We start from the raw sequence: 22,841 nt of genomic DNA, 5'->3' as shown, positions 1-22,841 counted from the left end.
GCGCCGTCAGCGGGGTGAGAAGTCCTGGTTGTTGCCGGGGGCGTTCTTGCACTGCCACTGGTCGAGCTGCTGGCCGACGGTGCTGTTGGCGCCGTACCCGTCCAGGCACAGTCCGCTGTTCTGGTTGCGGAAGGAGTACGAGCCGTCCGACTGCGCGACCGGCAGCCACAGGCTGTTCGCCGCGCTGTTGGGCGCCTGCTGGACGATGTTGAGGACCCCGGCGGCAGTGGAGCTGTTCGCCACCGCCACGTCGTAGCCGGAGTGCTGGGCCTGCAGGCGGCCGTACCCGCCGGAGACCGGCACGAACTGGAACTTCTGGCTGGTCTGGCTGCCGCAGGTGTTCTGGACGACCGCCGCGCCGGCCGCCGTCGAGCCGCCGCTCACGTCGACGCACAGGCCGTTGTTGCCGATGACGAGCGAGCGGTAGCCGGTCGGGTAGCCGGTGGCCTGGCCGGTGGTGAACTGCCACCAGTTCACGTTGAACAGGTAGCCGCTGCCGCCGGTGAAGCGCAGGTAGAGGTCGTGGGTGCCGGTCGCGCCGGTCACCGGGCACGACACGGTCGTCCAGGTCTGCCAGCCGCCGGTGCCGGCGACGGTGCAGCTGGCGACGGTCGTCCCGGTCGCGCTGTCCAGGCGCGCCTCGATGCGGCCGCCGCTGGCGCCCGAGGCCACCCGGGCGGTGAACGAGCTCGCGCCCGTACCGAAGGCGACGCCCTTGACCTTGACGTAGTCGCCGTTCTCAAGCCAGCCGATGTTCATGCCGCCCTCACCGGCGGCCTCGGTCTCGATGCCGCTGCCCCAGGCGATGGTCTCGGCCTCCTGGCGCACGTACGGGTCCAGCGTGCCGACCTGCGGCGCGCCGGTCGTGGTCATGTTGATCGTCGGGATGGTGCCGTCGCTGTTGTAGTTGAACTTCTCCACCGCGACCGACCGGGTGTAGCCACCGCCGCCGGGCAGTGCGCCGTTGTGGTAGAAGAAGTACGAGCCGCCGTTGAAGTCGATGACGCCCGGGTGGTTGGTGAAGCTGCCGCCCTGCGTGGGCATGACGGTGCCGCGGTAGGTCCACGGGCCGGTCGGACCGGTCGAGGTGGAGTACGCGATGAACTCCGAGCAGCACTTCGCGGCGAACACCATGTAGTAGAGGTTGTTGCGCTTGTAGAACCACGGCCCCTCTTCGTACAGGGTGGGCCGGTTGGCGTCGCCGCTGCGGGTGCCGAAGGCCGAGGTCGTCAGCGGGATCTGCGTCGGGCTGCCCGAGTACGAGATCATGTCCGCGTTGAGCCGCACATACCACAGGCGCGGGTTGCCGTAGTACAGGTACGCCTGCCCGTCGGTGTCGATGTAGACGGTCGGGTCGATCTCGGAGCCCTGGATCAGGGGGCGGCCGAGCGCGTCGCGGAACGGTCCGGTCGGGCTGTCGGCGACCCCGACGCCGATGGCCTGCGTTCCGTTGGACATGCGCACCGGCACGTACCAGTAGAACTTGCCGTTGCGGTAGACGGCCTGGCCCGCCCACGCGTCGGAGCCGGCCCAGCTGAAGGTCGACAGGCTCATCGGCGAGCCGTGGTCGGTCCAGTTCACCATGTCCGCCGACGACCAGACGCGCCAGTCGCGCATCGTGAAGTAGGTCGAGTTGTCCTCGTCGTGCCCGGTATAGAGGTAGACCCGGCCGTTGTAGACCAGCGGCGCCGGATCGGCGGTGTAGATGTGCTGCACGATCGGGTTGTCCGCGTGGGCGGTGCGCGGCGCGACCACCGCCAGGCACGCGAGGCTCAGCACGAGGGCGAGCGCGCTCATCGAGGCGCGCCGCAGTGTGAATGTCACTGTTCGACTCCGTAATCGGGTGGGAGGGGTGGGGGTGGCGGCGGCACGGGCTGCCGCCGCCACCGGTCAGGTGGTCAGTTGCGCAGGGTCCACTGCTGGTTGGCGCCGCCGTGGCAGCTCCAGAGCTGGATCTTCGTGCCGTTCGCGGTCGCCTGGCCGCTGACGTCCAGGCAGAGGCCGGACTGGGCGCCGGTGATCGTGCCGTTGGCGTTGACGCTCCACTGCTGGTTCGCCTGCCCGTTGCAGTCCCAGATGATCACGGCGGTGCCGTTGCTGGTGCCGTTGGCGTTGGCGTCCAGGCACTTGTTGCCGTACACCGTCAGCTGCCGGCCCGCGGTGTAGGTCCAGCGCTGGTTGGTCCCGCCGTGGCAGTCCCACAGCTGCACCTGGGTGCCGTTGGCCGTGGCGGAGCCGGGTACGTCGACGCAGCGGCCCGACTGCTGACCGACCAGCAGCACGTTGGACCGGCCGGGTGCGGGGCTGCCAGACGGCGAGGAGCTCGGCGACGGACCCGCGCCGAACTGGGACAGGAATCGCCAGGCCTCGCCCTTGCTCCAGGTCCGCACGCCGTCCTCGCAGCCGGAGCACCCGTCCACCGGGGCCGGCCCGTGACCGCCGTCGAAGGCGGCCCACTGCACCGGGTACCCCGCGCGGCACGAATAGGTGGTCGTGATGTGCCGGGCGCTGCCCGGGGCGGGCTCCGGGGCGTTCTGCGCGGCGCAGCCGTTGCTGCGCAGGAATGTGTCGCGCAGCGACCGGCCCTGCGAGATGTTGAGGACGCTGTCGGAGACGCCGTGGATGCCGAAGTAGCCGATCGGCTGGCTGCCGCCGCCGCAGCCGGACAGCTGGGCGCCGGAGTACACCACGACCGCCCGGAAGGTGGTCGCCCGGGCGCAGGCGATGGCGTAGCTCATGCCGCCGCCGTAGCTGAAGCCCATCGCGAACAGCTGGGTGGTGTCGACGCACAGGTCGTTCTCGATCATCCGGACCATGTCGTCGGTGAAGGTGAGGTCGGCGCCGTTGGTGTTCGCCCAGCCGTTGCCGATCCCCTGCGGGGCGACCAGGATCGCGCTGTTGTTCGACTGCTCCTGCATGCCGTAGTAGGACCAGGCGGTTCCGCTGGTTCCACCGGACGACACGTCGTTCATCGTGCCGCCCCGCCAGTGGTAGGCGAAGATCAGCCGGTAGGGCCGGGTGCTGCTGTAGCCGTCGGGGATCCGCAGGATGAAGCTGCGGTTCTGGCCGCCGCTGGAGATGTTGTACGCGCCGTTGCGCAGGGTCGGCGTCTTGCCGCATCCGGCGGTCGTGGCCGCGTACGCGGACGGGCCGGTCAGCGCGGTCACCGCGAGGGCTCCCGCGACGACCAGGGCGACCGTGCCGAGCGCGGCCAGCCACCGATGCCGCTGCCTTCGTGGGTGGACTGTCGTCACGATGCTGTCTCCTTTGCTTGGGAGCGGGGGCGGCGCTGCCGGTGTCCGGGTGCGACTGGAGCACTCGACAGCACCGCCGGACCGCGGCCACGTTAACGACGTAACACATCACATGTCAACGAGCGTCGTCCTCGTCACCTCCACTGTGGAAGTGGTGTTTCAGCACTGTCAAAGCTGGTAGAAGGTCAGCCTGGCGCATTCGATTCGCGCGAACAAAAAGTATTTCTGTCACTAAACACATCTTCGACACATCACATGAGTGACGGCCTGATGCGTCCACCGCGCGAGCCGCAGAGCCCGGACGTCAGGCGACGCCCGGGCTCCGGAACCGGGTTCAGCTACAGGTGGTGCCGTTGAGCTTGAAGACGGTCGGGCTGGTGTTGGTGCCGCTGTAGGTCGCCTGGAAGCCGAAGTTCGTGCTGCCGTTGGTGGCGATCGAGCCGTTGTAGCCGAGGTTCCTGGCCGTGACGGCGGCGCCGCTCTGGGTCAGCGCGGCGTTCCAGGCGTTGGTGACCTGCTGGTTACCGCCGAACGACCAGGTCACGGTCCAGGCACTGATGGCCGGGCCGCGGTTGGTCAGGGTCACCGAGGCGGTGAAGCCGGTGTCCCACTGGTTCTCCACCCGGTACGCCACCGAGCAGGACCCGCCCTGAGGGCTCGCCGAAGGAGACGGCGAAGCCGACGGCGACGGCGAGGCGGACCGCGACGGTGAGGCCGACGTGCTCGGCGGCGGGCTGGTCACCACACCGTTCTGCGCCAGCGAGTACGCCAGGTCGGGCGAGAACGTGCCCGCGGCCGCGGCGCACCCGTCGGCCTCGCCCGGCGGCTTGACCCACAGCAGCGCGTCGACGGTCGACTCGTTGGTCGTCGTGGTCGGCGCGGCACCGGTGCCCCGGCCCGCCGGGTCGCACCACTCGCTGCCCAGCGCACCCTTGCCGTTGCGGCTGATGTCGATCACCTGGTGCAGGTTGCCGTTGCCGAGCGAGTTGAGCACGTTGCGACCGAAGTTGACCTCGTCGGCTGTCCAGTGGAAGTTCGACACGTTGGAGAAGAAGCCGGCGGCGTTGGCCACGCCCGCGGCCTGCAGCCGCGACGCGGTGTCGGCGGCGCTGTTCCAGGCCGAGTGCCCGGCATCGAGGTACACCTTGACGCTGGGGTTCGCCTGCTTGAGCCTGCCGACGGCGTAGCTCAACGCCGAGTTGCGCTCGGACTTCTCACCGGCCGACAGGCAGGTCTGCAGCGCGAGGCTGTCGGGTTCGAGGATCACGACCGCGGTACGGCTGCCGAGCCCCCCGGCGAACGCGTCGACCCAGCTGCGGTACGCGCTGTAGTTGGGCGCGCCACCGGCGCTGGCACCCCCGCAGTCACGGTTGGGGATCATGTACGCGACCAGGACCGGGATCTGGTTGACCGCGTTGGCGGCGCCGACGTACGAGCTGACCTGCGACTGGATGGTGCTCTGGTTGTAGTTGGCGAACCACCGGGCCTGCGGCTGGCTGCCGATGCGCTGGCTGATCAGCGAGGCGCGCGAGTCGTTGGGGTTGGCGGCCAGCCACTGGTTCACGGCCGAGGTGGGGTCGCGGTAGAAGCTGCCGGACAGGGTGCCGGCCGAAGCCTCCCCCGCGCCGAGCAGCAGCCCGGCGGTGGCGGCGGCGACGACGGACACCGCGGAGGCCGCGGCGGCGAGCATCCGGCGTCTGGGCGAGGACATGAGATCGGGTTTCAACGCATCTCCTGGAGAGGTCTGTGCGTGCAGGATCGGGCTGCCCGGATCTGTCTGCTACAGAGGCGTGCCTATGCGAGGCGGCCGCCATCGGATGGTTCTGCCCTCATCCGCGGCGCCGCCCATTCGGCTCCACCGACATCATTCCCGCCGAATTCAATCGATGTCAACGACCCTCCGAAATCTTGCTGTTCCAATCGCATGCGGCCTGCCGAAATTCGAAGCAATCCACTATGGCCGGAAAATAGTCTCTTGATTTCTGTTATCGCCGTTCAACATCGATAGTCGCCTCACCGTGTGAGGTGGAACCGATGCAGGTTGCCGTATTGACCTATACGATGTGAGCGCTATCATCGCCCTGAATCGATTCGAAAAGCGCATCAGTCCGGACGTCGCCACCCCGGCCCACCGAACCCAAGGAACCCCGGCCATGGACTATTCGTATCGGCGAAGTGCCACCCCCAAGCGGTGGCCTCCCGCACTGGAAGCCGCCCTCTTCACCCTGCTCGCCATCAACCTTTCCCTGCTGACCGCCGGCGGCGTCGCGGCGGCGGCCACCGTCGGCACTCCCACGCCGATCGTGGGCGGCCAGTCCGGCCGCTGCCTCGACGTGCCGAACTCGAGCACCGCCAACGGCGTCCAATCGCAGCTGTGGGACTGCAGCGGCCAGACCAACCAGGCCTGGACCTACACCTCCGGCAAGCAGCTGCAGGTGTACGGCGGCAAGTGCCTGGACGCAAGCGGCCGGGGCACAGCCAACGGCACCCAGGTGATCATCTGGGACTGCAACGGCCAGACCAACCAGCAGTGGAACCTCAACACCAACGGCACCATCACCGGCGTGCAGTCCGGGCTGTGCGTGGACGCCAACGGCGCGGCCACGGCCAACGGCACCAAGATCATCCTTTGGTCGTGCGGGGGCGGCGCCAACCAGCAGTGGAGTCAGTCCACGACCACCACTCCCCCGCCCGGCTCGGGCCCCTGCGACATCTACGCCGCCGGCGGGACACCCTGCGTGGCGGCCCACAGCACCACCCGGGCGCTGTTCCAGTCGTACAGCGGCAACCTCTACCAGGTGCGACGGTCGTCGGACAACACGACCAGGAACATCGCCGTGCTGAGTGCGGGCGGGGTGGCCAACGCCGGCGCGCAGGACTCCTTCTGCACCGGCACGACCTGCGTCATCACGGTCGTCTACGACCAGTCCGGTCGCGGCAACGACCTGTGGTACCAGGGCTCCAGCGTGGTGCCCGGCTCCAGCCAGAGCAGCCCGGCCAGGGCGACCTCGGAGTCGCTGACGGTCGGCGGCGGCAAGGCGTACTCGCTGTACATCAATCCGGGCAACAGCTACTGGCGTGACGGGCACCTGACCGGTGTGCCTACCGGCAGCGCGCCGGAGGGCATGTACATGGTGACCAGCGGAGTCCACGTCAACGGGGGCTGCTGCTTCGACTACGGCAACAGCGAGACGACCCGCGCCGCCGACGCCGCCGGCGCGATGGACGCCATCAACTTCAGCACCCAGTGCTGGTTCGGCGGCTGCTCCGGCTCCGGCCCGTGGGTCCAGGCGGATCTCGAATGGGGCCTCTACCCCGGGGGCAGCCAGGCGTGGAACCCGAACCAGCGGGCGTTCAACAGCAAGTTCGTCACCGCCACGCTGAAGAACAACGGCACCTCGCGCTTCGCCATCAAAGGCAGCAACGCCCAGTCCGGCAGCCTGTACACCCTGTGGGACGGCGCGCTGCCCGGCGGCTACAGCCCCATGCGCAAGCAGGGCGCCATCATCCTGGGCAGCGGTGGCGACTGCTGCAAACCCGGAGGCGGCGCGAACCTCAGCGCCGGCACCTTCTACGAGGGCGCGATCGTCGCCGGTTACCCCTCCGACGCGACAGAGAACGCCGTTCAGGCCAACATCGTGGCAGCGGGCTACCGCTGAGGACGCCGCGCCGTCCGCGCCGACCCACGGTGCGGACGGCGCTGCGCACGCCTGGTCTCCCGAAATCCAAGTCCGGCACCGAATCTTCATATGGAACATACTCGATCTATAGACATATGATGTGTGATCTCATGGCCAGAGTCGCGGCGCCGACGTCGCGCTCGGCCCGTCGTATCGGTACCGATACCCGAAGGGAACGTTCCATGTTCGGAACCAGACGAATTCCGCACCGGTCACGGCGGGTGGCGGCCCTGGCCGTCGCGGCCGCCCTGGCGACCATCGGCCTGGTGGCGGTGACCGGGGGCCCGGCCCAGGCGGCCACGTCGATCACCGTCAACGGTTCATCCGGCGGACAGGCATTCGACGGGGTGGGCGCCGTCAGCGGCGGAGGCGGCAACAGCCGGCTGCTCATCGACTACCCGGAGCCGCAGCGCGGCCAGATCCTGGACTACCTGTTCAAGCCGGGCTACGGCGCCTCCCTGCAGATCCTCAAGGTCGAGATGGGCGGCGACACCAACTCGACCAGCGGCTCCGAACCGAGTCACGAACACATCCGCGGGGACCTCGACTGCAACCGCGGCTACGAGTGGTGGATCATGGAGCAGGCCAAGGCCCGCAACCCCGGCATCAGGTTGGCCGCACTGCCGTGGGGCGCTCCGGGCTGGATCGGCAACGGAAACTTCATGTCCCAGGACATGATCACCTATTTCCTGGACTGGCTCGGCTGCGCCCGGCAGCACAACCTGACCATGGACTACATCACCGCCGCGCAGAACGAGAAGCGCACCGACGCGACGTGGACCATCAACCTGCGCAACGCGCTCAACAGCAACGGCTACAGCGACGTGAAGATCATTTTCGGGGACGACTACCCCGGCAGCTGGGGCCCGGCCAACGCGGTCGCGAGCAACTCCACCCTCCGCAACAGCATCGACGTGCTCAGCGGGCACTACCCGTGCGGCTACCTCAGCGCGCAGAGCACGTGCACGGTGTCGTCGACCGCCACGGGCACCGGTAAGACGCTCTGGAACAGCGAGGGCGGCTCGCAGGACTACAACGACGGCGCCAAGCCGCTGGCGCGCGGCATCAACCGCGGCTACATCGACGGCAGGATGGTCGCCTACCTCAACTGGGACCTGATCGCCGCGGTCACCCCGAACCTCCCGTGGGCGACGGTCGGCCTCATCCTGGCCAACCAGCCGTGGTCCGGCTGGTACTCGGTGGGCAAGAACACCTGGGCCCTGGCGCACACGACCCAGTTCACCGCGCCGGGCTGGAAGTACCTCGACTCCTCCAGCGGCTACCTCGGCGGCAACCGCAGCAACGGCAGCTACGTGTCGCTGAAGTCGCCGAACAACAGCGACTACAGCACGATCATCGAGACCATGGACGCCACGAGCGCCCAGCAGCTCAACTTCAACGTCACCGGGGGCCTGTCCACCGGCCAGGTGCACGTCTGGGCGACGAACCTGAACTCGAACAACAGCAACGACTTCTTCGCGCACACCAGCGACATCACCCCGTCGGGCGGCGCGTTCTCGCTGACGGTCCAGCCCGGCTACCTGTACAGCATCACCACGACCACCGGGCAGGGCAAGGGCACCGCGACGAGCCCCGCCCAGGGCTCGCTGGGCCTGCCGTACAGCGACAGTTTCGACGGCTACGCCAGCGGCCGGATGCCGAAGTACCTGCAGGACATGCAGGGCGCCTTCGAGGTGGTCGCCTGCGGCGGCGGACGGGCGAGCATGTGCCTGCGCCAGATGTCCCAGCAGGCCCCGATCACCTGGAAGACCCTCGCCGACCCCGCGACGTACGGCGGGAACCTGAACTGGGGCAACTACACCGCCTCCGCCGACGTCATGCTCGAACGGTCCGGCTACGCCCAGCTGGAAGGCCATGTCGGGGCGACGAACCTGGACCCCATCGGCAACTACAACGCCTACTTCCTGCGCGTCACCGACACCGGCTCCTGGTCGATCCTGCGCAACAGCACCAGCGGCCAGCTGGCCACCCTGCGTAGCGGCTCGGTGGCGGCGCTGGGCACCAACCGCTGGCACAGCCTCTCCCTCGGCTTCGCCAACGGCACCATCACCGCCGCCATCGACGGCACGACGGTGGGCACCGCCACCGACGCCACCTTCGGCACCGGCCAGGTCGGGTTCGGCACGAGCCAGGGCCAGACCGCGCAGTTCGACAACCTGTCCGTGGTGGGCGGCCCGGCCGGCAGCACCAGCCCGGTGCTCAACACGAACTCCGGCAGGTGCCTGGACGTGCCCGGCCAGTCCCAGACCAACGGCACGCAGGTGACCCTGTGGGACTGCAACAGCGGCGCCAACCAGCAGTGGACGTACACCTCGGGTAAGCAGCTGCAGGTCTACGGCGGCAAGTGCCTGGACGCCAACGCCCAGGGCACCAGCCCCGGCACCAAGGTGATCATCTGGGACTGCAACGGCGGCACCAACCAGCAGTGGAACGTCAACACCAACGGCACCGTCACCGGTGTCCAGTCCGGCCTCTGCCTGGCCCCCAACGGGGGCGGGACCGCCAACAGCACGCCGGTCATCCTGGCGGCCTGCACCGGCGGCACCGACCAGAAGTGGAGCCGAGGCTGAACCCCTGACCCGGTCGGCCCGAACCGGGCACGTTCGCGACCGACCGATGAGGGTCCGCTGGGGCAGAACGTCCGTCCCGCCCCAGCGGACCCGACCTTCTCGGCACACGTCGCCGAAGGCCCCCCGATCGGCTCGGATCAGGTCGAGGTGTGTGCCGGCAGTTGCCAGACCAGCGGAAGCGGCCCCCGCTGGGAAACGGCCAGGTCGAGCATCGGGTGGATGATGTCGTGCCACCTGTGCGTCAGTTCCAGGCTGCCCATGGCGGCCTCCATGCCCGCCCAGTCCTCGCAGACGACGGTATGGAAGAGGTCGAGTCCGTCCCGCCAGATGTGCCATGACCGCACGCCGCTGTCTCGCAGCGCCTGCTCGTGCTCCGGTGCCAGCTTCGCGTGGATCCGTTCGTAGGTCTGCTCCAGACCGGGACGGAGTCGGGTGTGCAAGCCGATGACCTGCATGGTTACTCCTGTCTGCGTAGTGGTTCAGCCGCCGCCCCCGACGGCGTGCGGGACTGTCGCACGGTCAGCGGCTCAGCCAGCCGCCGTCGACCGGGACGAGGGTGCCGTGCACGTAGTCGGACGCCGCCGAGGCGAGGAACACCGCCACGCCCGCGAGATCGGCCGGCGTGCCCCACCGTCCGGCGGGGATGCGTTCGAGGATCGCCGCGTTGCGGTCGGGATCGTCGCGCAGGGCCTGGTTGTTGTCGGTGGCGATGTAGCCGGGCACGATGGCGTTGACGTTCACGCCGTACGGTGCCCACTCGTTGGCCAGCGCCCGGGTGAGTCCGGCAACGCCGGACTTCGCCGCGGCGTAACCCGGCACGGTGATGCCGCCCTGGAAGCTGAGCAGCGAGGCGGTGAAGACGATCTTCCCGGTGCCGCGGGCCAGCATGGACCGGCCCACCTCACGCGCCAGGATGAACTGGGCGGTCAGGTCCACCGCCAGGACGCGGTCCCAGTCCTCGTCGCTGTGTACGGCGGCCGGAGCGCGGGCGATGGTCCCGGCGTTGTTGATGAGGATGTCGACGGGCCGGTGCCGCCGCGTCAGCTCTGCGGCCAGGTCGGCGACCGCCGCGCGGTCGGTGAAGTCGGCGGCCCGCACTTCGCAGTGCCGACCGTGCCGCGTCACCCGGCCGAACACCTCGCTGCCTTCGGACTCCAGCTGGGCGCTGACGGCGACGATGTCGGCTCCGGCCGCGGCCAGCGCCTCGGCGATGGCCAACCCGATACCGCGCCGGGCGCCGGTGACGACGGCGAGTCTCCCGGTCAGCTCGAACATCGCCTTCATCATCGCGCTCCGCAGTCGATGAGGATCTTCATCATTCCCGTGCCCGATTCGAGTGCGGCGAAAGCGTCATGGGCGTGCCGCAGCGGATCGACCCGGGTGATCAGGTCGGCGGCGGGGACCTGGCCGGAGGCGACCAGCGCGACCGCGGTCTGCATGTCTTCCCGGCTGTAGAGCCGGGCGCCCAGCATCGTCAGCTCGCGCCAGAAGAAGCGGTGCAGGTCGACGCTTCTGGGCGCGGGGTGGATCGCGACCATGACGAGCCTTCCCCGCGGCGCCAGGGCCTCCACGGCGGCGGTCACTCCGGCCGCCGCGCCCGAGACCTCGAAGGCGACGGACGCGCCCTGGCCGCCGCTCCAGTCGCGGACGGCATCGGCCGTGTGGTCCGGCGAGGGATCCATGGTGGCGAAGCCGAGCCGGTCGGCGGTCGTCCGCCGCAGCGCATCGGGCTCCAGGACCAGCACCTCGGCGCCGGTGCGGCGAGCGACCACGCCGATGAGCAGGCCGATGGGACCACCGCCGACCACGACGGCGCGCTCCCCGCCGACGAGTCCGCTGCGCCGCACGTCGTGTACGGCGACCGCCGTCGGCTCGGCCAGCGCGCCGTGGGCCGGGTCCAGGCCGTCGGGCAGGCCGACCAGCGCTCGGACGGGCACGTTCCAGCGCTGCTGCATGGACCCAGGGCTGTCGATGCCGATGAAGGTGAGGTCGGGGCAGACGTTGCCGTATCCGGCGCGGCAGGTGGCACAGTCCAGGCAGGACATTACGGGAAGGACCGTGACCGGCGCGCCGACAGACCAGCCGCGCACCCCTTCACCGAGCCGGGCGACGGTGCCCGACATCTCGTGGCCGATGACGGCGGGGACGGCGACCCGGTGGTCCATGGCGCCGTGCAGGATGTGCAGGTCGGTGCCGCAGATGCCGGTGTAGCCCACGTCGAGCTGCACCTCTCCTGCCGCCGGGGGTGGTACGGGCACGTCCACCACGCTGATGCGTCCGGAGCCCTCGTATCTGGCCTGCTGCATGACTTCCCTTTCAGAGCTGGGCTTGGAGGCTGGCTCGACTGCCGGGCAGCCGGTACAGTCAGGAGCGATACGTATGACATCATATGTTTATCTCACCGACAAGGTCGTCCCTCCATAGCGATGCCCGCCGCCACGCCGGCGGCTCCACCGAGCGTCATCCAGGAGTTCGTCCATGCAGGACACGAGCAACGCCAAGATCATCGACTCGCATACCCACGTGTGGAATCCGTCGCGGGGTCGGTACCCCTGGCTCACCCCGGAGCTGTCTCCGCTGGACCGGGCCATGACGCTCGCCGAACTGCTCCCCGACCTCGCCAGGCACGGCGTCGCGGGGGTCGTGCTGGTGCAGTCGGCCGATGCCGACTTCGACACCGACCTCATGCTCGAAACCGCCCAGGCGCACCGGCAGGTGGTCGGCGTCGTGGGGTGGGTGCCCCTGGACCAGCCGGCCCGCGCGGCGGCGAGACTGGCGCGGCTGACGGCGAATCCGCTCTTCGTGGGGGTGCGCAACCTCATCCACGAGCAACCCGACCCGCAGTGGATCCTTAGTGCCGAGGCGGACGCCGGGCTCGGCCTACTGGAGCAGGCCGGGGTGCCGTTCGACTTCGTGGCGGCCCGGCCAGAGGCGATGGCCGTCGCCGTCGAGGTGGCCCGCCGGCATCCCGACCTTCACCTGGTGCTCGACCATCTGGGCGCGCCGCCGCTGGCGCAGGGCGGCGCCTTGCGGGCGGAGCAGTGGCTGCGCGATGTCGAGGCGCTGGCCGCCCGCCCCCGGGTCTACGCCAAGCTGTCGGGCCTGTACCTGCGGCGCGAGCCCGACCGGGCCGGGCTCGCCCGGCTCGGCGGGTTCATCGGTGCGGCGGTGGAACTGTTCGGTCCCCGGCGGCTCATGTACGGCGGGGACTGGCCGATCTGCCTGCTCCACGAGCCCTACGGCCGGACCCTGGACATCGTGCGGCGGAGCCTGCCGAACCTCGACGACCCCGGCTGGGACGACATCCTGTCGGCCACCGCCGCACGCGTCTACGGCCTCGACGCGCAGCGGCTGGCAGCCGCCCTCCGATGACAGCCGGGTCCCGGCGGCGCTTGCACAGGCGGCCGGGACCGCGCCCCGGCCGCCGGTCGCCGCACGGTCAGCGTGCCCGCTTGCGGGCAGGGGACGCGGGCAGTTCGGCGTCCACGTTGGGGCGGCGGCGGTTCCAGGAGCCGACGATGTGCGAGCGCATGGCCGCCGCTGCGCCGGGCGCGTCCCCGGCCAGGATCGCGTCGTGCACAGCCTGGTGCTCGGCCAGCGTGCGCGCCATGACGGCCTCGTTGTACTCCCCGTGGTAGCGCATGCTGCCGCGCGCTTTGTCGTGGATGCTGTTCACGATGGCGCGCCCGAGCCGGTTGCGGGAGGCGGCCATCACCATGTCGTGGAAGTGCGCGTCGGCGGCGGCGAACTCCGGCACGTTGTCGATCTTGGAGCGCATGAGCTCCATCGCCGCGCTGATGCGCAGCCGGTCCTCGGGAGTGTGCGAACCCGCCGCCGCGGCGGCCATGTCCGCTTCGAGGGCGGTGCGGGTGGCGACCAGCTCATCGAGGAACGACAGGTTCGCGTCGTGGGCGATGATGGCCGTGAGCACCACGTCGTCGAGCAGGTTCCACTGGCGCGGGTCGGTGACCTGGGTGCCCCGACCGTGCTCGATGCGGACCAGGCCCTTCTCCTGCACCACCTTGACCGACTCGCGGATCACCGTACGGCTGACGCCGAACTGGTCGCAGAGTTCGTTCTCCGGCGACAGGGTGGACCCGGGGGGCAGCGCGCCCCGCACGATGTCGTTGACGATCTGCTGAACCACGTTGATGCCCAGCTTGGTGCCCCGCGCGCGGGGCGCGTCCACGTCAGCGGATGCGGCATGGAGCATGCCCAACGGACCAGCCGCAACCTGCCGCGCCAACGCGCCCTCCCGACTGAGTGATCGCCGGACGCCCGGTCGGCGCCCGCCACGGTATGGTAAGCCACGATAGCGCGACAGGTGAGATGTCATACGTCACCGGATGCCTGGCTCACTGGTGGAGCGCGAGAATTCTCCCACAAAAGCGTTACGAGGAGCCATCGGCCTCGCACGCATACGCATGACCAGGTGATGGGGCGTGCAGGTACCCCCGTGGCACCTGCGCGGGCTCGCGGTCAGGCCGCCACCGGCATGCGCCGCCCGGCTTCCTCCGGCCGCACCCCCGGACCGTCGTACGGCACCGTGCCGGGCCTGGCCGAGCAGGCGGCGACGGCCTCCTCGTCCACGACGATGCCCAGGCCCGGGCTGTCCCCCAGCACGAAGGCCCCGCCCTCGACCGCCACGTCGATCGCCACACCGATCGGCGGCTGGATGATCTGCAACTCGGTGGACAGGTGATTGGGCACCGACGTCGCGGCGTGCATCAGACCGACCGGGTGGGTGCCGATCGGGCTCACCGGCAGGTCATGGGCATGCGCCAGCGCGGCGACCCGCAGGAAGTGCGTCACCCCCCACACCGAGGCCGTCTGCACGACGTCCAGTGCGCCGGCGTCCAGCAGGCCGCGGAACTGCTCCAGGCCGCTCAGGTTCTCCCCCGCCGCCACCGCCGCCCGCACCCCCCGGCCCACCGCCGCCAGTCCCTCGGCATCCCAGCGGCGAACCGGCTCCTCCACCCAGATCAGGTCCAGCGTCCGTTCGAGCTCGCTGACGTAGCGAACAGCCTGCTTGCGATTCCAGCACTCGTTCGCGTCCAGCATCAGGCCCGGGCGCGCGCCCCGACCGGCGTCGGCGAGCACGTCGCGCACCAGGGCCAGGCGGTGCCGGTCGCGGTCGACGTCCAGCCCGCCCTTGAGCTTGGCCGCGCGCATCCCGCGTGCGGCGTAGTCCCGGTAGGCGGCGGCCAGCTGCTCGTCGTCGAGGCCGATGTCCAGGCCGGAGGCGTACGCGGGCACCGTCCGGTCGCGTCCGCCCAGCAGCCGCCACAGCGGCTCCCCCGCCGCCTGGGCCTTGATGTCCCACAACGCGGTGTCGAACGCCCCGATGGTGCCGGAGACCGCCCCGCTGTGTCCGGCTTTGAACGTCTGCCGCTGCATGCGGTCGTACAGGGCCGTCACGCCGCGCGGGTCCTCGCCTTCGATCGCCGCGAACACGGCCTCGAGCTGCACGTGCGAACCCATGCCGACGCCGGTGATGCCCTCGTCGGTGGTCACCAGCACGATGGGCACCTCGGTGAGCCCGTCGGCGAAGACACCGTTGGCGTCGCCGACGGGGCGGCCCCAGTCCTGCACGGTGGTCAGGGCGCGATACCCAGTGATGCGCATGTCAGCCTTTCGTGGAACCGGCGGTGACAGCGTCGGCGATCCGGCGCTGGAAGAACAGGTAGACCGCCAGTACGGGCAACGCGGCGATCAGCACTCCGGAGGCGAACGTGGGAATGTCGGCCGAGTACTGCCCTCGCAGCGACGTCACCCCGACCATGAGGGTCCGGTGTTCGGCTGAGGGCATCATCAGCAGCGCGATGAGCACGTCGTTCCAGCAGAACAGGGCGTTGAGCAGCCCGACCGACAGCAGCGCCGGCCGCCCCAGCGGCAGCATGATCCTGAGATAGACGCCGTAGGTGGTGTTGCCGTCGATGCGGGCGGCGTCGACGAGCTCGGCCGGAATGGCGCTGTAGTAGCTGGCCATCAGGTAGACGGTGAAGGGTAGGAACTGCGCGACGTAGGCCAGGACGAGTCCGGGGTAGGTGTCGACCAGTCCGGTGTCTGCCATGGTGCGCACCAGCGGCACCATGATCACCTGGAACGGCACGAACAGCGCGGCCAGGCAGCCCAGCAGCAGCGCCCGCGAGCCGCGGAAGCGCAGATGACTCAGCGCGAACCCGGCCATCGAGCCGAACAGCAGCAGCAGGGCCACCGCGCCGCTCACCGCGATGACGGAGTTGAGGAAGTAGCGTGCCGTGCCGGCGCCGGTCCAGGCCGTCGCCACGTTGTCCCAGCGCAGCGTGTCGGCCAGGGAGAACCGGTCGAGCACGTAGTCGCGGCGCGTCTTCATCGCGGCGTTGGCGGTGAAGAGGAGCGGGTAGATCGTCGCGAGTGCGAGCAGTGCCATGGGGGCCGCGATGAGCCACCGGCTGATCCGAGCGCCTCGCATCAGTCCTCCCTTCCGGTACGTCGCAGGAAGCTCACCTGGGCGAGCCCCACGATGAGCATGACCAGGAACAGCACGGTCGAGGCGGCCGAGGCGAAGGCCGGGCGGTTCATCTGCCCCTGCTGGATCCAGATGTAGTACTCGGGCAGGTATGTCGACCCGCCCGGACCTCCGCTGGTCATCACGTAGATCAGGCCGAACATGGAGGTCAGCATCCCGATCATGGTGGTCACGGAGACGAACTGGATGGTGCGGGACAGTCCCGGCACGATGACATGGCGGATCACCTGCGCCAGCGTCGCGCCGTCGGAGCGGGCGGCGTCCAGCAGCGCCGGGTCGAGGGTCGCGAACCCGGACAGGAAGACCACCAGGGCCATACCGAAGGTGGCCCATACGTGCACCCCGACCACGGTGAACATCGCGACGTGCGAGTCGCCGAGCCAGTCGACCGGACCCAGCCCCAGCACCCCGAGGACCCGGTTGAGCGGGCCGTCGAACGCCAGCAGGAGGTTGAAGATCGAGCCGACGATGACGGGTGAGAGCACCGCGGGGAAGAAGTAGACGCTGCGGTGGAACCGGTGGCCCGGCACCCGCAGATGGATGAAGGTGGCCAGGAGGCCGGGGATCGCCACCGCGACGGGCAGCAGCAGCACCAGCCATCCGACGTTGCGCAGCGAGCCGAGGAACAGCGGGTCGGCGAACAGCTCGACGTAGTTGTCCAGGCCGACGGCGACGCCGTTGCGGTCGCCGTCGCCGGTCAGCGAGAAGTTCACGCCCAGCAGCAGCGGCCACAGCCGGAACAGCACGATGACCAGGACGGCGGGGGCCATCAGCACGAACGGGGACAGGCGCTCGCCGGACAGCGGACCGGCCCGCCGGGTCTTGCCACGCGCGTGTCCGGCTCCATCGGCCCGCCCCAGCGGGGCGGGGCGGGCCGACAGCGGCGGAGGATCACCGAGCCGCACAGGTCAGCTCCGGTCCGATTCGCCGAGCTGCTTGAGCGCGTCGTCGACGCTGACCGTACCCTCGAGGATCTGCTGGGACAGCCGCCCCATCAGCTCGATGGTCTTCGACGACAGGGCGACGTGCAGGGCCGGCTTGCCGGTCTTGAGGTCGGCCACGATGGCGCTGATCGCCGCGCCGCCGTCGGAGGTCTGCACGGTGGTGTCGGAGACCACCGCCCCGGCGTCGGCGTAGAAGCTGGTGAGCGGCTCGGTGGAGGTCAGCGAGCGGACGAGGTCGGCGGCCAGGGCCGGGTCCTTGGTCCACTTGGCGACGGCGTAGCCGACGCCGCCGTCGAACGGCAGGCTGGGCGTGGTGCCCTCGGTGATGACCGGTGACTTCATGACGCCGACGTTGTCGGGCCCGAGGAACTCGTTGAAGTCCTTCCAGTGCCCGATGTCGGACATCAGGCCGATGATGTTGGTGGCCTTGCCCGACTGGAAGATGCCGAAGGCGTCGGTGAACATGGTGGTGGAGTTGGCGCCCTTGCTGTTCAGGCCGCGGTCGCTGACGTCCTTCCAGAGCTGGAAGACCTGCTTGACGTGCGGCGACGTCCAGTCGCGCTGCCCGGCGACCCAGCTGTCGTACTCCTGCGGGGTGAGGATGCCCGAGCCGAACGCCGACAGGAAGAACTGGATGCCGACGCCCTCCTTGTTGCCAAGGGCGAAGCAGCTGGCGCCGGTGGCCTTGGTGATGGCGGCGCAGTCGGCGGCGAACCCGGCCCAGGTGGCGGCGGGGCGCTGCGGGTCGAGTCCGGCCTTGCGGTACAGCGTCTTGTTGAAGTAGATGGGGTAGCCCTGCAGTGTGACGGGGGCGCCGTAGACCTTGCCGCCCTTGGTGAAGGCGTCCCAGCCGGTGAGGCGCTGCTTGTCCGGCGCGACGAACCCGTCGATGGGCACGAGGGCGTCGACGCGGTCGCGGATCTGGCCGCCGCCGTTGAACATCATGACGTCCGGACCCTTGCCGGCCTGGATCGCCGCGCCCAGGAGCGTGTAGTACTGGTCGAACGGCTGGGCGACGAACTCGACGGTCACGCCTGGGTGCTTCTTGGCGAAGTCGGCCTTGGCCTTCTCGACGTACGCGGTCGCGGTCTTGTCACCGGACTTCCAGTCCCACACCACGAGTCTGCCGCTCGTGCCGTCGGAGGAGCTTGTGCCCGTGGCGCTGCCGCAGCCGGTCAGGGCCAGCGTCGCCGCCACGGCCACCGACCACAGTGCTCGCTGCTTCATGAATGCTCACTTCTTGGGGAAGGGGCCGACGCGGCCCGCGCTGAATGGAGCAAAGCTAAGTCATATGATGTGTGATGTCAACGTTCGATCAACACTCTGATGAGCACAATGGAACGGCCCGGCTCGGCGTGGTGACGCCGGAGCCGGGCCGTCGATCCTGGTCAGTTGCGCAGAGTCCACTGCTGGTTCGTGCCGCCGTTGCACGACCAGAGCACGATCTTCGTGCCGTTGGCGGTGGCCGCGCCGGTGGCGTCGATGCACAGCCCCGACTGGACGCTGGAGACGGTGCCGTTGGCGTTGACGTTCCACTGCTGGTTGGTCTGCCCGTTGCAGTCCCAGATGACGACCGCGGTGCCGTTGGCCGTACCGGATCCGGAGGCGTCGAGGCACTTGTTGCCGTACACGGTCAGCTGCTTGCCGCCGGTGTAGGTCCACCGCTGGTTGGTGCCGCCGTGGCAGTCCCACAGCTGCAGCTGGGTGCCGTTGGCGGTGGAGCTGCCGGGCACGTCGACGCAGCGGCCCGACTGTCCGCCCACGAGCTGGACGTTCTGCTGACCGCCGCCGCCGTCGCGCCGGACGACGGACTTCGACTCCGCGGACCGGGCGCCCTGCGCGTCCAGGACGTACAGCCGGTACTCGCCCGCGGACGCGGGCACGGCGATCGACGTGGCGGTGCCGTCGGCGCGGGTCATCGTCGCGCCGGCGACGAAGGTGGTCGTGCCCGAGGGCGCCAGCCAGATCGACCGGGTGGCGTCGCCGACGCTGCGGATCGGGATGGCGGAGCCGGTGCTGCCGACGAAGGTGCTGGCCGGAAGCGCGTAGTCAGGCGAGAGGCCGGCCTGCGCGAGGATGCTCCGGTAGGCGTCCTCGAGCCCGGAGTTCACCGCGATGCTGTACGCGGCCGCCGGCCAGACGTAGTCCGACGAGACCAGGATGTCCTGGACGGTGCTGCTCGGCAGGCTCTTGTTCGAGACCTTGTTGATCGGGCCGTACGTCTGCGTGATGCTCAGATCGTGCTTGCGCCCGAAGTCGTCCGAGTTGATGAGCCAGGTGACGTTCTTGTCCACGCTCAGGACGTTGTCCCGGAAGGTGAGGTACGCGGAGCCCTCGTCCGGGTGCAGCCCGTACTTGTGCCCGGCCGGGACGCCCTGGAGGTAGTTGTTGCTGATGACGGTTCCGGGCTGGCTGCCCAGGGTGTAGATCGGGGCCGTGTCGCTGAGGCGCTGGACGGTGTCGACGAAGTGGTTGTAGCTGATGTTGTTGTTGCGCGCCGTCGTCGTCGGTCGGTTCGGCGCGATCGAACCGGCTGAGCCGTCGAAGTTCCACCACCCCCACCCCATCGTGATGCCCGACCAGGGCGCCTTCTCGATGCGGTTGTGCTGCACCGTGAGCGTGTCGACGAAGTAGGCCGAGATGGGGCTGTGCCCGTTGAACAGCACGGCGCTGTCGTAGAGGAGATTGTTCTTGATCTCGATGTTCCGGGGCAGGCCCTCGACCTGGACGGGGTACTTCTCGCGGTTGGTCGACGTGTAGTCCCCGATGTAGACGTGCTGCGGATGCCCCACGTCGATGGCCGACCCGGCGATGTCGTTGGTCTGATTGCCCACCAGCTGCGTGTTCTGCACGTCGTTCACCAGGCTGATGCCGTCGGCACCGGTGTGCTGGACGCGGTTGCGCTGCAGCACGATGCCGTCGGCGTTCTCGACGTCGATGATGCCCGGGGTGACGTCGACGTTGCGGTAGTAGTAGACGTGGAAGTTGCCCTTGGCGTACGCGGTGGCGCCCAGATTGCCCTGCTGCGCCTGCTTGAACGCCGAGCCCGCGACGTTGAAGAGGTTCCAGTCGGAGTGCTCCACCGTGAGGCCGGAGAAAGTGATGTTGCGGGCGTGGCTTGCGGTGGAGCCGCCGGCGATGCGCAGCGCCGTGGTCACGTTGTTCGGCGCGAAGACCGCCGCGGTCGCCATGTTCTCCGAGCTGCCCTTGTAGTAGTACAGGGTCCGGCTGCCCTTGTCGAAGTAGAACTCCCCCGGCGAGTCCAGGAACTCGTACGCGTTCATCACCTTGTGTGAGCCGCCCACCTGGGCGTTGCCGTTGAACGCGCCCTGGGCGATGGCGGCACCGGGCTGCTGGAACAGCGCCACCCGGCTGGTGCCGTCGGTCGTCACCTGGCGGACCCCCACGATCGCGGTGGTCCAGGTCGTGCCGGTCTCGATCTCGAGGTCGTCCTGGTTCCGGCTGATCGCCGGGAAGTCCGTCGTGCTGTACCGGGCGCCGTCGCACTGCGATCCGGACTCCCAGGCCCACGCCGCCTGCCCGGCGGTGATGTTGTACGTCCCGTAGCACCCCGCCGAGGAGATGGTCTTGGCGGCCATGTACGCGCGCTTGTCGTTGACGTAGAGCGCGCGCAGCTTGTTGGCGCGGTCGAGCGGGGCTTTCCAGATGTTGCCGCTGTGCTGGGTCCATCCGGTCACCCGGACCCCGGCCTCGAGAACCGGTGTCTCGCCGGGGTACGCGGCGTAGACGATCCGGTAGCCGTTGGTGCCGGAGTCCCCCGCCCCGAACTCGACGGTGCCGCTCAGCGGGTAGATTCCGCCGCGAAGGTACACGTAGATGTCGCCGGTCATGTTGCCGTTGACCGTGCGGACCAGGTCTCGCGCGCGCTGCAGGGTCTGCAACGGTGAGGTGACGGTTCCGGGGTTGGCGTCGTTGCCGGTGGGAGCGATGTAGTACGTCGCCTGCGTCGCCGCCGAGGCTGGAACCTGGTGGGCGAGGTTGCCCGCCAACGCCGCGGAGACGAGGACGGCGACGGCCACCGCTGATCGCGCGAGGGTCGATAGAGCTGCCTTCATGTTCTTCCTTTCGATCGCCGCAGCGCGCAGGCGCACGCGACTGCCCGAAGAGTGCGATGTCGTGCCTGCGGCCGGCCGCCGTGATCGCGGAGGTCCGTGGCCCTGATGACGCGAACTCCGTCGGCGTATGCCGTGGACGTCCGGCCTTGTCCTTCGCCACGCAGCGCGGCGGTGCGAGCCGAACTGCCCGGGCGCAGGAATCTCGTGTGACCGCTAACATTAATGACGTATGATGTCACATGTCAATGTGTCGGAGTTCGCCAACGTCGAGAAAGGGCGTGTCCAGTGCCGTCCGGCACCGGACACGCCCGGCGATGAAGGGTGGCCCGAGCCAGGCCCTCAGCGCTGCAGGGTCAGTACACCCGGCCGCCACGGCAGCAGGTTGTAGTCACCCCCCGCGCTGGGATTCTTACCCTGGTAGAGGAACTGCAAGTTGCACGCGTCGACGGTCTTGGTCTGGTCGGGGTTGTTGCGGACCAGGTCACCGTGGCTGATGTCGTTGGTCCAGCCCGCGCCGCTGTTGGCCTTGCCGGCGAAGGGGTTGCTCTCGCTGGCGGCCTGCGGCGTCCACGACCCGCTCAGGCTGCTGGACGTGAACGAACGGAAGTAGCGACCCTGGCTGCCGATCGCCTCGACGATCATCAGGTACTGGTTCTGGCCCTGGACCTTGTAGACCTCGACGCCTTCGAACAGGTTGTTGGTCGAGTCGGTCATGATCGTCGTGTAGCTGGAGCCGAAGCTGCCCGGGAAGTTCCCGAGCGGCATGGTCGACCGGTAGATCTTGCCGTTGTCCCCGGCGAAGAACAGGTACATGTTCTGGTCGTCGCCGATGAGGGTCTGGTCGATCACGCCGTACGGGGCGTCGGGAAGGCTGGCGGTGGACAGCGTCTGCGCGGCCGACCAGCCGTTGGCGTTGGTCGGGTCGGTCGACGTCTTGTAGCTGAACGAGGTCCCTCCCCACTGGTACGCGAGCACCCAGATGTTCTTCGGGGCGAAGTAGAGCAGCGTCGGCGCCACGGTGCCCTGGCTCATCCCGGTCTGGCCGGCCGAGGCCATGTCGGACCAGTTCGTGAACAGGCTGAAGTTCATCGAGCCGTACGATCCGCCGCTGTTGACGTTGGACGCGTAGACCAGGTGCTTGCCGTTGTAGACCACGTTGGTGAAGTCCTTGACCGAGACCCAGCCGTTCTGCGGGTTGGCCAGCGCGCCGGTCGACGACCAGCGGTAGGTCGACGGAAGGGCGCAGCCGCCCGGGGTCGGCGAGGACGTGGGCGACGCGGACGGCGACGGCGAGGACGGGGAACCGAACGAGGTGCGCCACTGCTGGTTGGTCTGGCCGTGGCAGTCGTACAGCTGGATCTGCTGCCCGTTGCCGGTGCCCCACACGTCCAGGCACCGCCCGGACTGGACGCCGCTGATGGTGCCGTTGGCGTTGACGTTCCACTGCTGGTTCGACTGGCCGTTGCAGTCCCAGATGATCACCGCGGTGCCGTTCGCGGTGCCCTGCGCGTTCGCGTCGAGGCACTTGTTGCCGTAGACGTTGAGCGCCTTGCCGGCGGTGTAGGTCCACCGCTGATTCGTCTGGCCGTTGCAGTCGTAGAGCTGCACCCGGGTGCCGTTGGTCTGCGACGCGTTCGGCACGTCCACGCACCGGCCCGACTGCACCCCGACGATCGTGCCCGAGCCGCCCGGTGTCGGGTTCACGGACGGCGAGGTGGTCGGGTTGACCGCGTTGAGGGCGTTCAGCACCGAGGTGTAGGCGGACTTCTTGCTGCCGCCACCGTC

The 22,841-nt window shown here is 69.1% G+C and carries 16 protein-coding genes; 3 read left to right on the top strand and 13 right to left on the bottom strand.

Going from position 1 to position 22,841, the window contains the following annotated elements; translation table 11 throughout:
* Window positions 1–6: 6 nt before the first annotated feature.
* The 3 genes from QEZ54_RS35100 to QEZ54_RS35090 all read right to left on the bottom strand — a co-directional run bounded on the left by QEZ54_RS35100 (window position 7) and on the right by QEZ54_RS35090 (window position 4,980).
* Window positions 7–1,824 (bottom strand): family 43 glycosylhydrolase, encoded by a 1,818-nt coding sequence (locus tag QEZ54_RS35100; RefSeq protein ID WP_281309095.1) that lies wholly within the window; start codon window positions 1,822–1,824, stop codon window positions 7–9.
* A gap of 74 nt (window positions 1,825–1,898) precedes the next feature.
* A complete protein-coding gene (locus QEZ54_RS35095) occupies window positions 1,899–3,254 on the bottom strand; it encodes an RICIN domain-containing protein (RefSeq protein ID WP_281309094.1) in 1,356 nt (451 codons plus the stop codon).
* A 334-nt stretch (window positions 3,255–3,588) separates the two neighbouring features.
* Window positions 3,589–4,980, bottom strand: coding sequence for a glycoside hydrolase family 6 protein (locus QEZ54_RS35090; RefSeq protein WP_348650607.1), 1,392 nt, complete (start codon window positions 4,978–4,980; stop codon window positions 3,589–3,591).
* 427 nt (window positions 4,981–5,407) lie between these two features.
* On the opposite strand from QEZ54_RS35090, the gene QEZ54_RS35085 reads away from it, so the two are divergent.
* A complete protein-coding gene (locus QEZ54_RS35085) occupies window positions 5,408–6,913 on the top strand; it encodes an arabinofuranosidase catalytic domain-containing protein (RefSeq protein WP_281309093.1) in 1,506 nt (501 codons plus the stop codon).
* A 203-nt stretch (window positions 6,914–7,116) separates the two neighbouring features.
* A complete protein-coding gene (locus tag QEZ54_RS35080) occupies window positions 7,117–9,525 on the top strand; it encodes a ricin-type beta-trefoil lectin domain protein (protein WP_281309092.1) in 2,409 nt (802 codons plus the stop codon).
* A 137-nt stretch (window positions 9,526–9,662) separates the two neighbouring features.
* Here QEZ54_RS35080 and QEZ54_RS35075 read toward each other — a convergent pair whose 3' ends face one another.
* The 3 genes from QEZ54_RS35075 to QEZ54_RS35065 form a co-directional block, all read right to left on the bottom strand.
* Entirely contained in the window at window positions 9,663–9,980 is a 318-nt protein-coding gene (locus tag QEZ54_RS35075) for an L-rhamnose mutarotase (RefSeq protein ID WP_281309091.1), read from the bottom strand.
* 64 nt (window positions 9,981–10,044) lie between these two features.
* Window positions 10,045–10,800 (bottom strand): SDR family oxidoreductase, encoded by a 756-nt coding sequence (locus QEZ54_RS35070; RefSeq protein ID WP_281309090.1) that lies wholly within the window; start codon window positions 10,798–10,800, stop codon window positions 10,045–10,047.
* Between the two features lie 8 nt (window positions 10,801–10,808).
* The gene (locus QEZ54_RS35065; protein WP_281309089.1) at window positions 10,809–11,831 is read right to left on the bottom strand and encodes an alcohol dehydrogenase catalytic domain-containing protein; all 1,023 of its coding nucleotides are present in this window, start codon (window positions 11,829–11,831) and stop codon (window positions 10,809–10,811) included.
* Window positions 11,832–12,003: 172 nt separating this feature from the next.
* Between QEZ54_RS35065 and QEZ54_RS35060 the strand changes: the two genes are divergently transcribed.
* Complete coding sequence (locus QEZ54_RS35060; protein ID WP_281309088.1) at window positions 12,004–12,897, top strand: amidohydrolase family protein; 894 nt, start codon at window positions 12,004–12,006, stop codon at window positions 12,895–12,897.
* 67 nt (window positions 12,898–12,964) lie between these two features.
* Here QEZ54_RS35060 and QEZ54_RS35055 read toward each other — a convergent pair whose 3' ends face one another.
* The 7 genes from QEZ54_RS35055 to QEZ54_RS35025 all read right to left on the bottom strand — a co-directional run.
* Window positions 12,965–13,738 (bottom strand): FCD domain-containing protein, encoded by a 774-nt coding sequence (locus QEZ54_RS35055; protein WP_281309087.1) that lies wholly within the window; start codon window positions 13,736–13,738, stop codon window positions 12,965–12,967.
* Between the two features lie 266 nt (window positions 13,739–14,004).
* Window positions 14,005–15,150, bottom strand: coding sequence for a mandelate racemase/muconate lactonizing enzyme family protein (locus QEZ54_RS35050; protein ID WP_281309086.1), 1,146 nt, complete (start codon window positions 15,148–15,150; stop codon window positions 14,005–14,007).
* 1 nt (window position 15,151) lies between these two features.
* Window positions 15,152–15,979: a carbohydrate ABC transporter permease gene (locus QEZ54_RS35045; protein ID WP_281309085.1), complete on the bottom strand. Its 828-nt coding sequence runs from the start codon at window positions 15,977–15,979 to the stop codon at window positions 15,152–15,154.
* Entirely contained in the window at window positions 15,979–16,941 is a 963-nt protein-coding gene (locus tag QEZ54_RS35040) for a sugar ABC transporter permease (RefSeq protein WP_281309084.1), read from the bottom strand. Before QEZ54_RS35040 ends, QEZ54_RS35045 begins: the two co-directional genes overlap by 1 nt.
* Window positions 16,942–16,944: 3 nt before the next feature.
* Window positions 16,945–18,207, bottom strand: coding sequence for an extracellular solute-binding protein (locus QEZ54_RS35035; protein ID WP_281309083.1), 1,263 nt, complete (start codon window positions 18,205–18,207; stop codon window positions 16,945–16,947).
* 161 nt (window positions 18,208–18,368) lie between these two features.
* Window positions 18,369–21,056, bottom strand: a complete 2,688-nt coding sequence (locus QEZ54_RS35030; RefSeq protein WP_281309082.1) for a ricin-type beta-trefoil lectin domain protein — start codon at window positions 21,054–21,056, stop codon at window positions 18,369–18,371.
* Window positions 21,057–21,395: 339 nt separating this feature from the next.
* A partial coding sequence (locus QEZ54_RS35025; protein ID WP_281309081.1) for a non-reducing end alpha-L-arabinofuranosidase family hydrolase occupies window positions 21,396–22,841 on the bottom strand: 1,446 nt, incomplete at its 5' end.

Source organism: Catellatospora sp. KI3, assembly GCF_029948125.1.
Lineage (GTDB): Bacteria > Actinomycetota > Actinomycetes > Mycobacteriales > Micromonosporaceae > Catellatospora.
This window is presented reverse-complemented; position numbering and strand designations above follow the sequence as displayed.

Coding starts and splice junctions, on each gene's coding strand:
- QEZ54_RS35085 (WP_281309093.1), top strand. CDS start 5,408: ATGGACTATTCGTATCGGCGAAGTGCCACCCCCAAGCGGTGGCCTCCC.
- QEZ54_RS35080 (WP_281309092.1), top strand. CDS start 7,117: ATGTTCGGAACCAGACGAATTCCGCACCGGTCACGGCGGGTGGCGGCC.
- QEZ54_RS35075 (WP_281309091.1), bottom strand. CDS start 9,980: ATGCAGGTCATCGGCTTGCACACCCGACTCCGTCCCGGTCTGGAGCAG.
- QEZ54_RS35070 (WP_281309090.1), bottom strand. CDS start 10,800: ATGTTCGAGCTGACCGGGAGACTCGCCGTCGTCACCGGCGCCCGGCGC.
- QEZ54_RS35065 (WP_281309089.1), bottom strand. CDS start 11,831: ATGCAGCAGGCCAGATACGAGGGCTCCGGACGCATCAGCGTGGTGGAC.
- QEZ54_RS35060 (WP_281309088.1), top strand. CDS start 12,004: ATGCAGGACACGAGCAACGCCAAGATCATCGACTCGCATACCCACGTG.
- QEZ54_RS35055 (WP_281309087.1), bottom strand. CDS start 13,738: ATGCTCCATGCCGCATCCGCTGACGTGGACGCGCCCCGCGCGCGGGGC.
- QEZ54_RS35050 (WP_281309086.1), bottom strand. CDS start 15,150: ATGCGCATCACTGGGTATCGCGCCCTGACCACCGTGCAGGACTGGGGC.
- QEZ54_RS35045 (WP_281309085.1), bottom strand. CDS start 15,979: ATGCGAGGCGCTCGGATCAGCCGGTGGCTCATCGCGGCCCCCATGGCA.
- QEZ54_RS35035 (WP_281309083.1), bottom strand. CDS start 18,207: ATGAAGCAGCGAGCACTGTGGTCGGTGGCCGTGGCGGCGACGCTGGCC.
- QEZ54_RS35030 (WP_281309082.1), bottom strand. CDS start 21,056: ATGAAGGCAGCTCTATCGACCCTCGCGCGATCAGCGGTGGCCGTCGCC.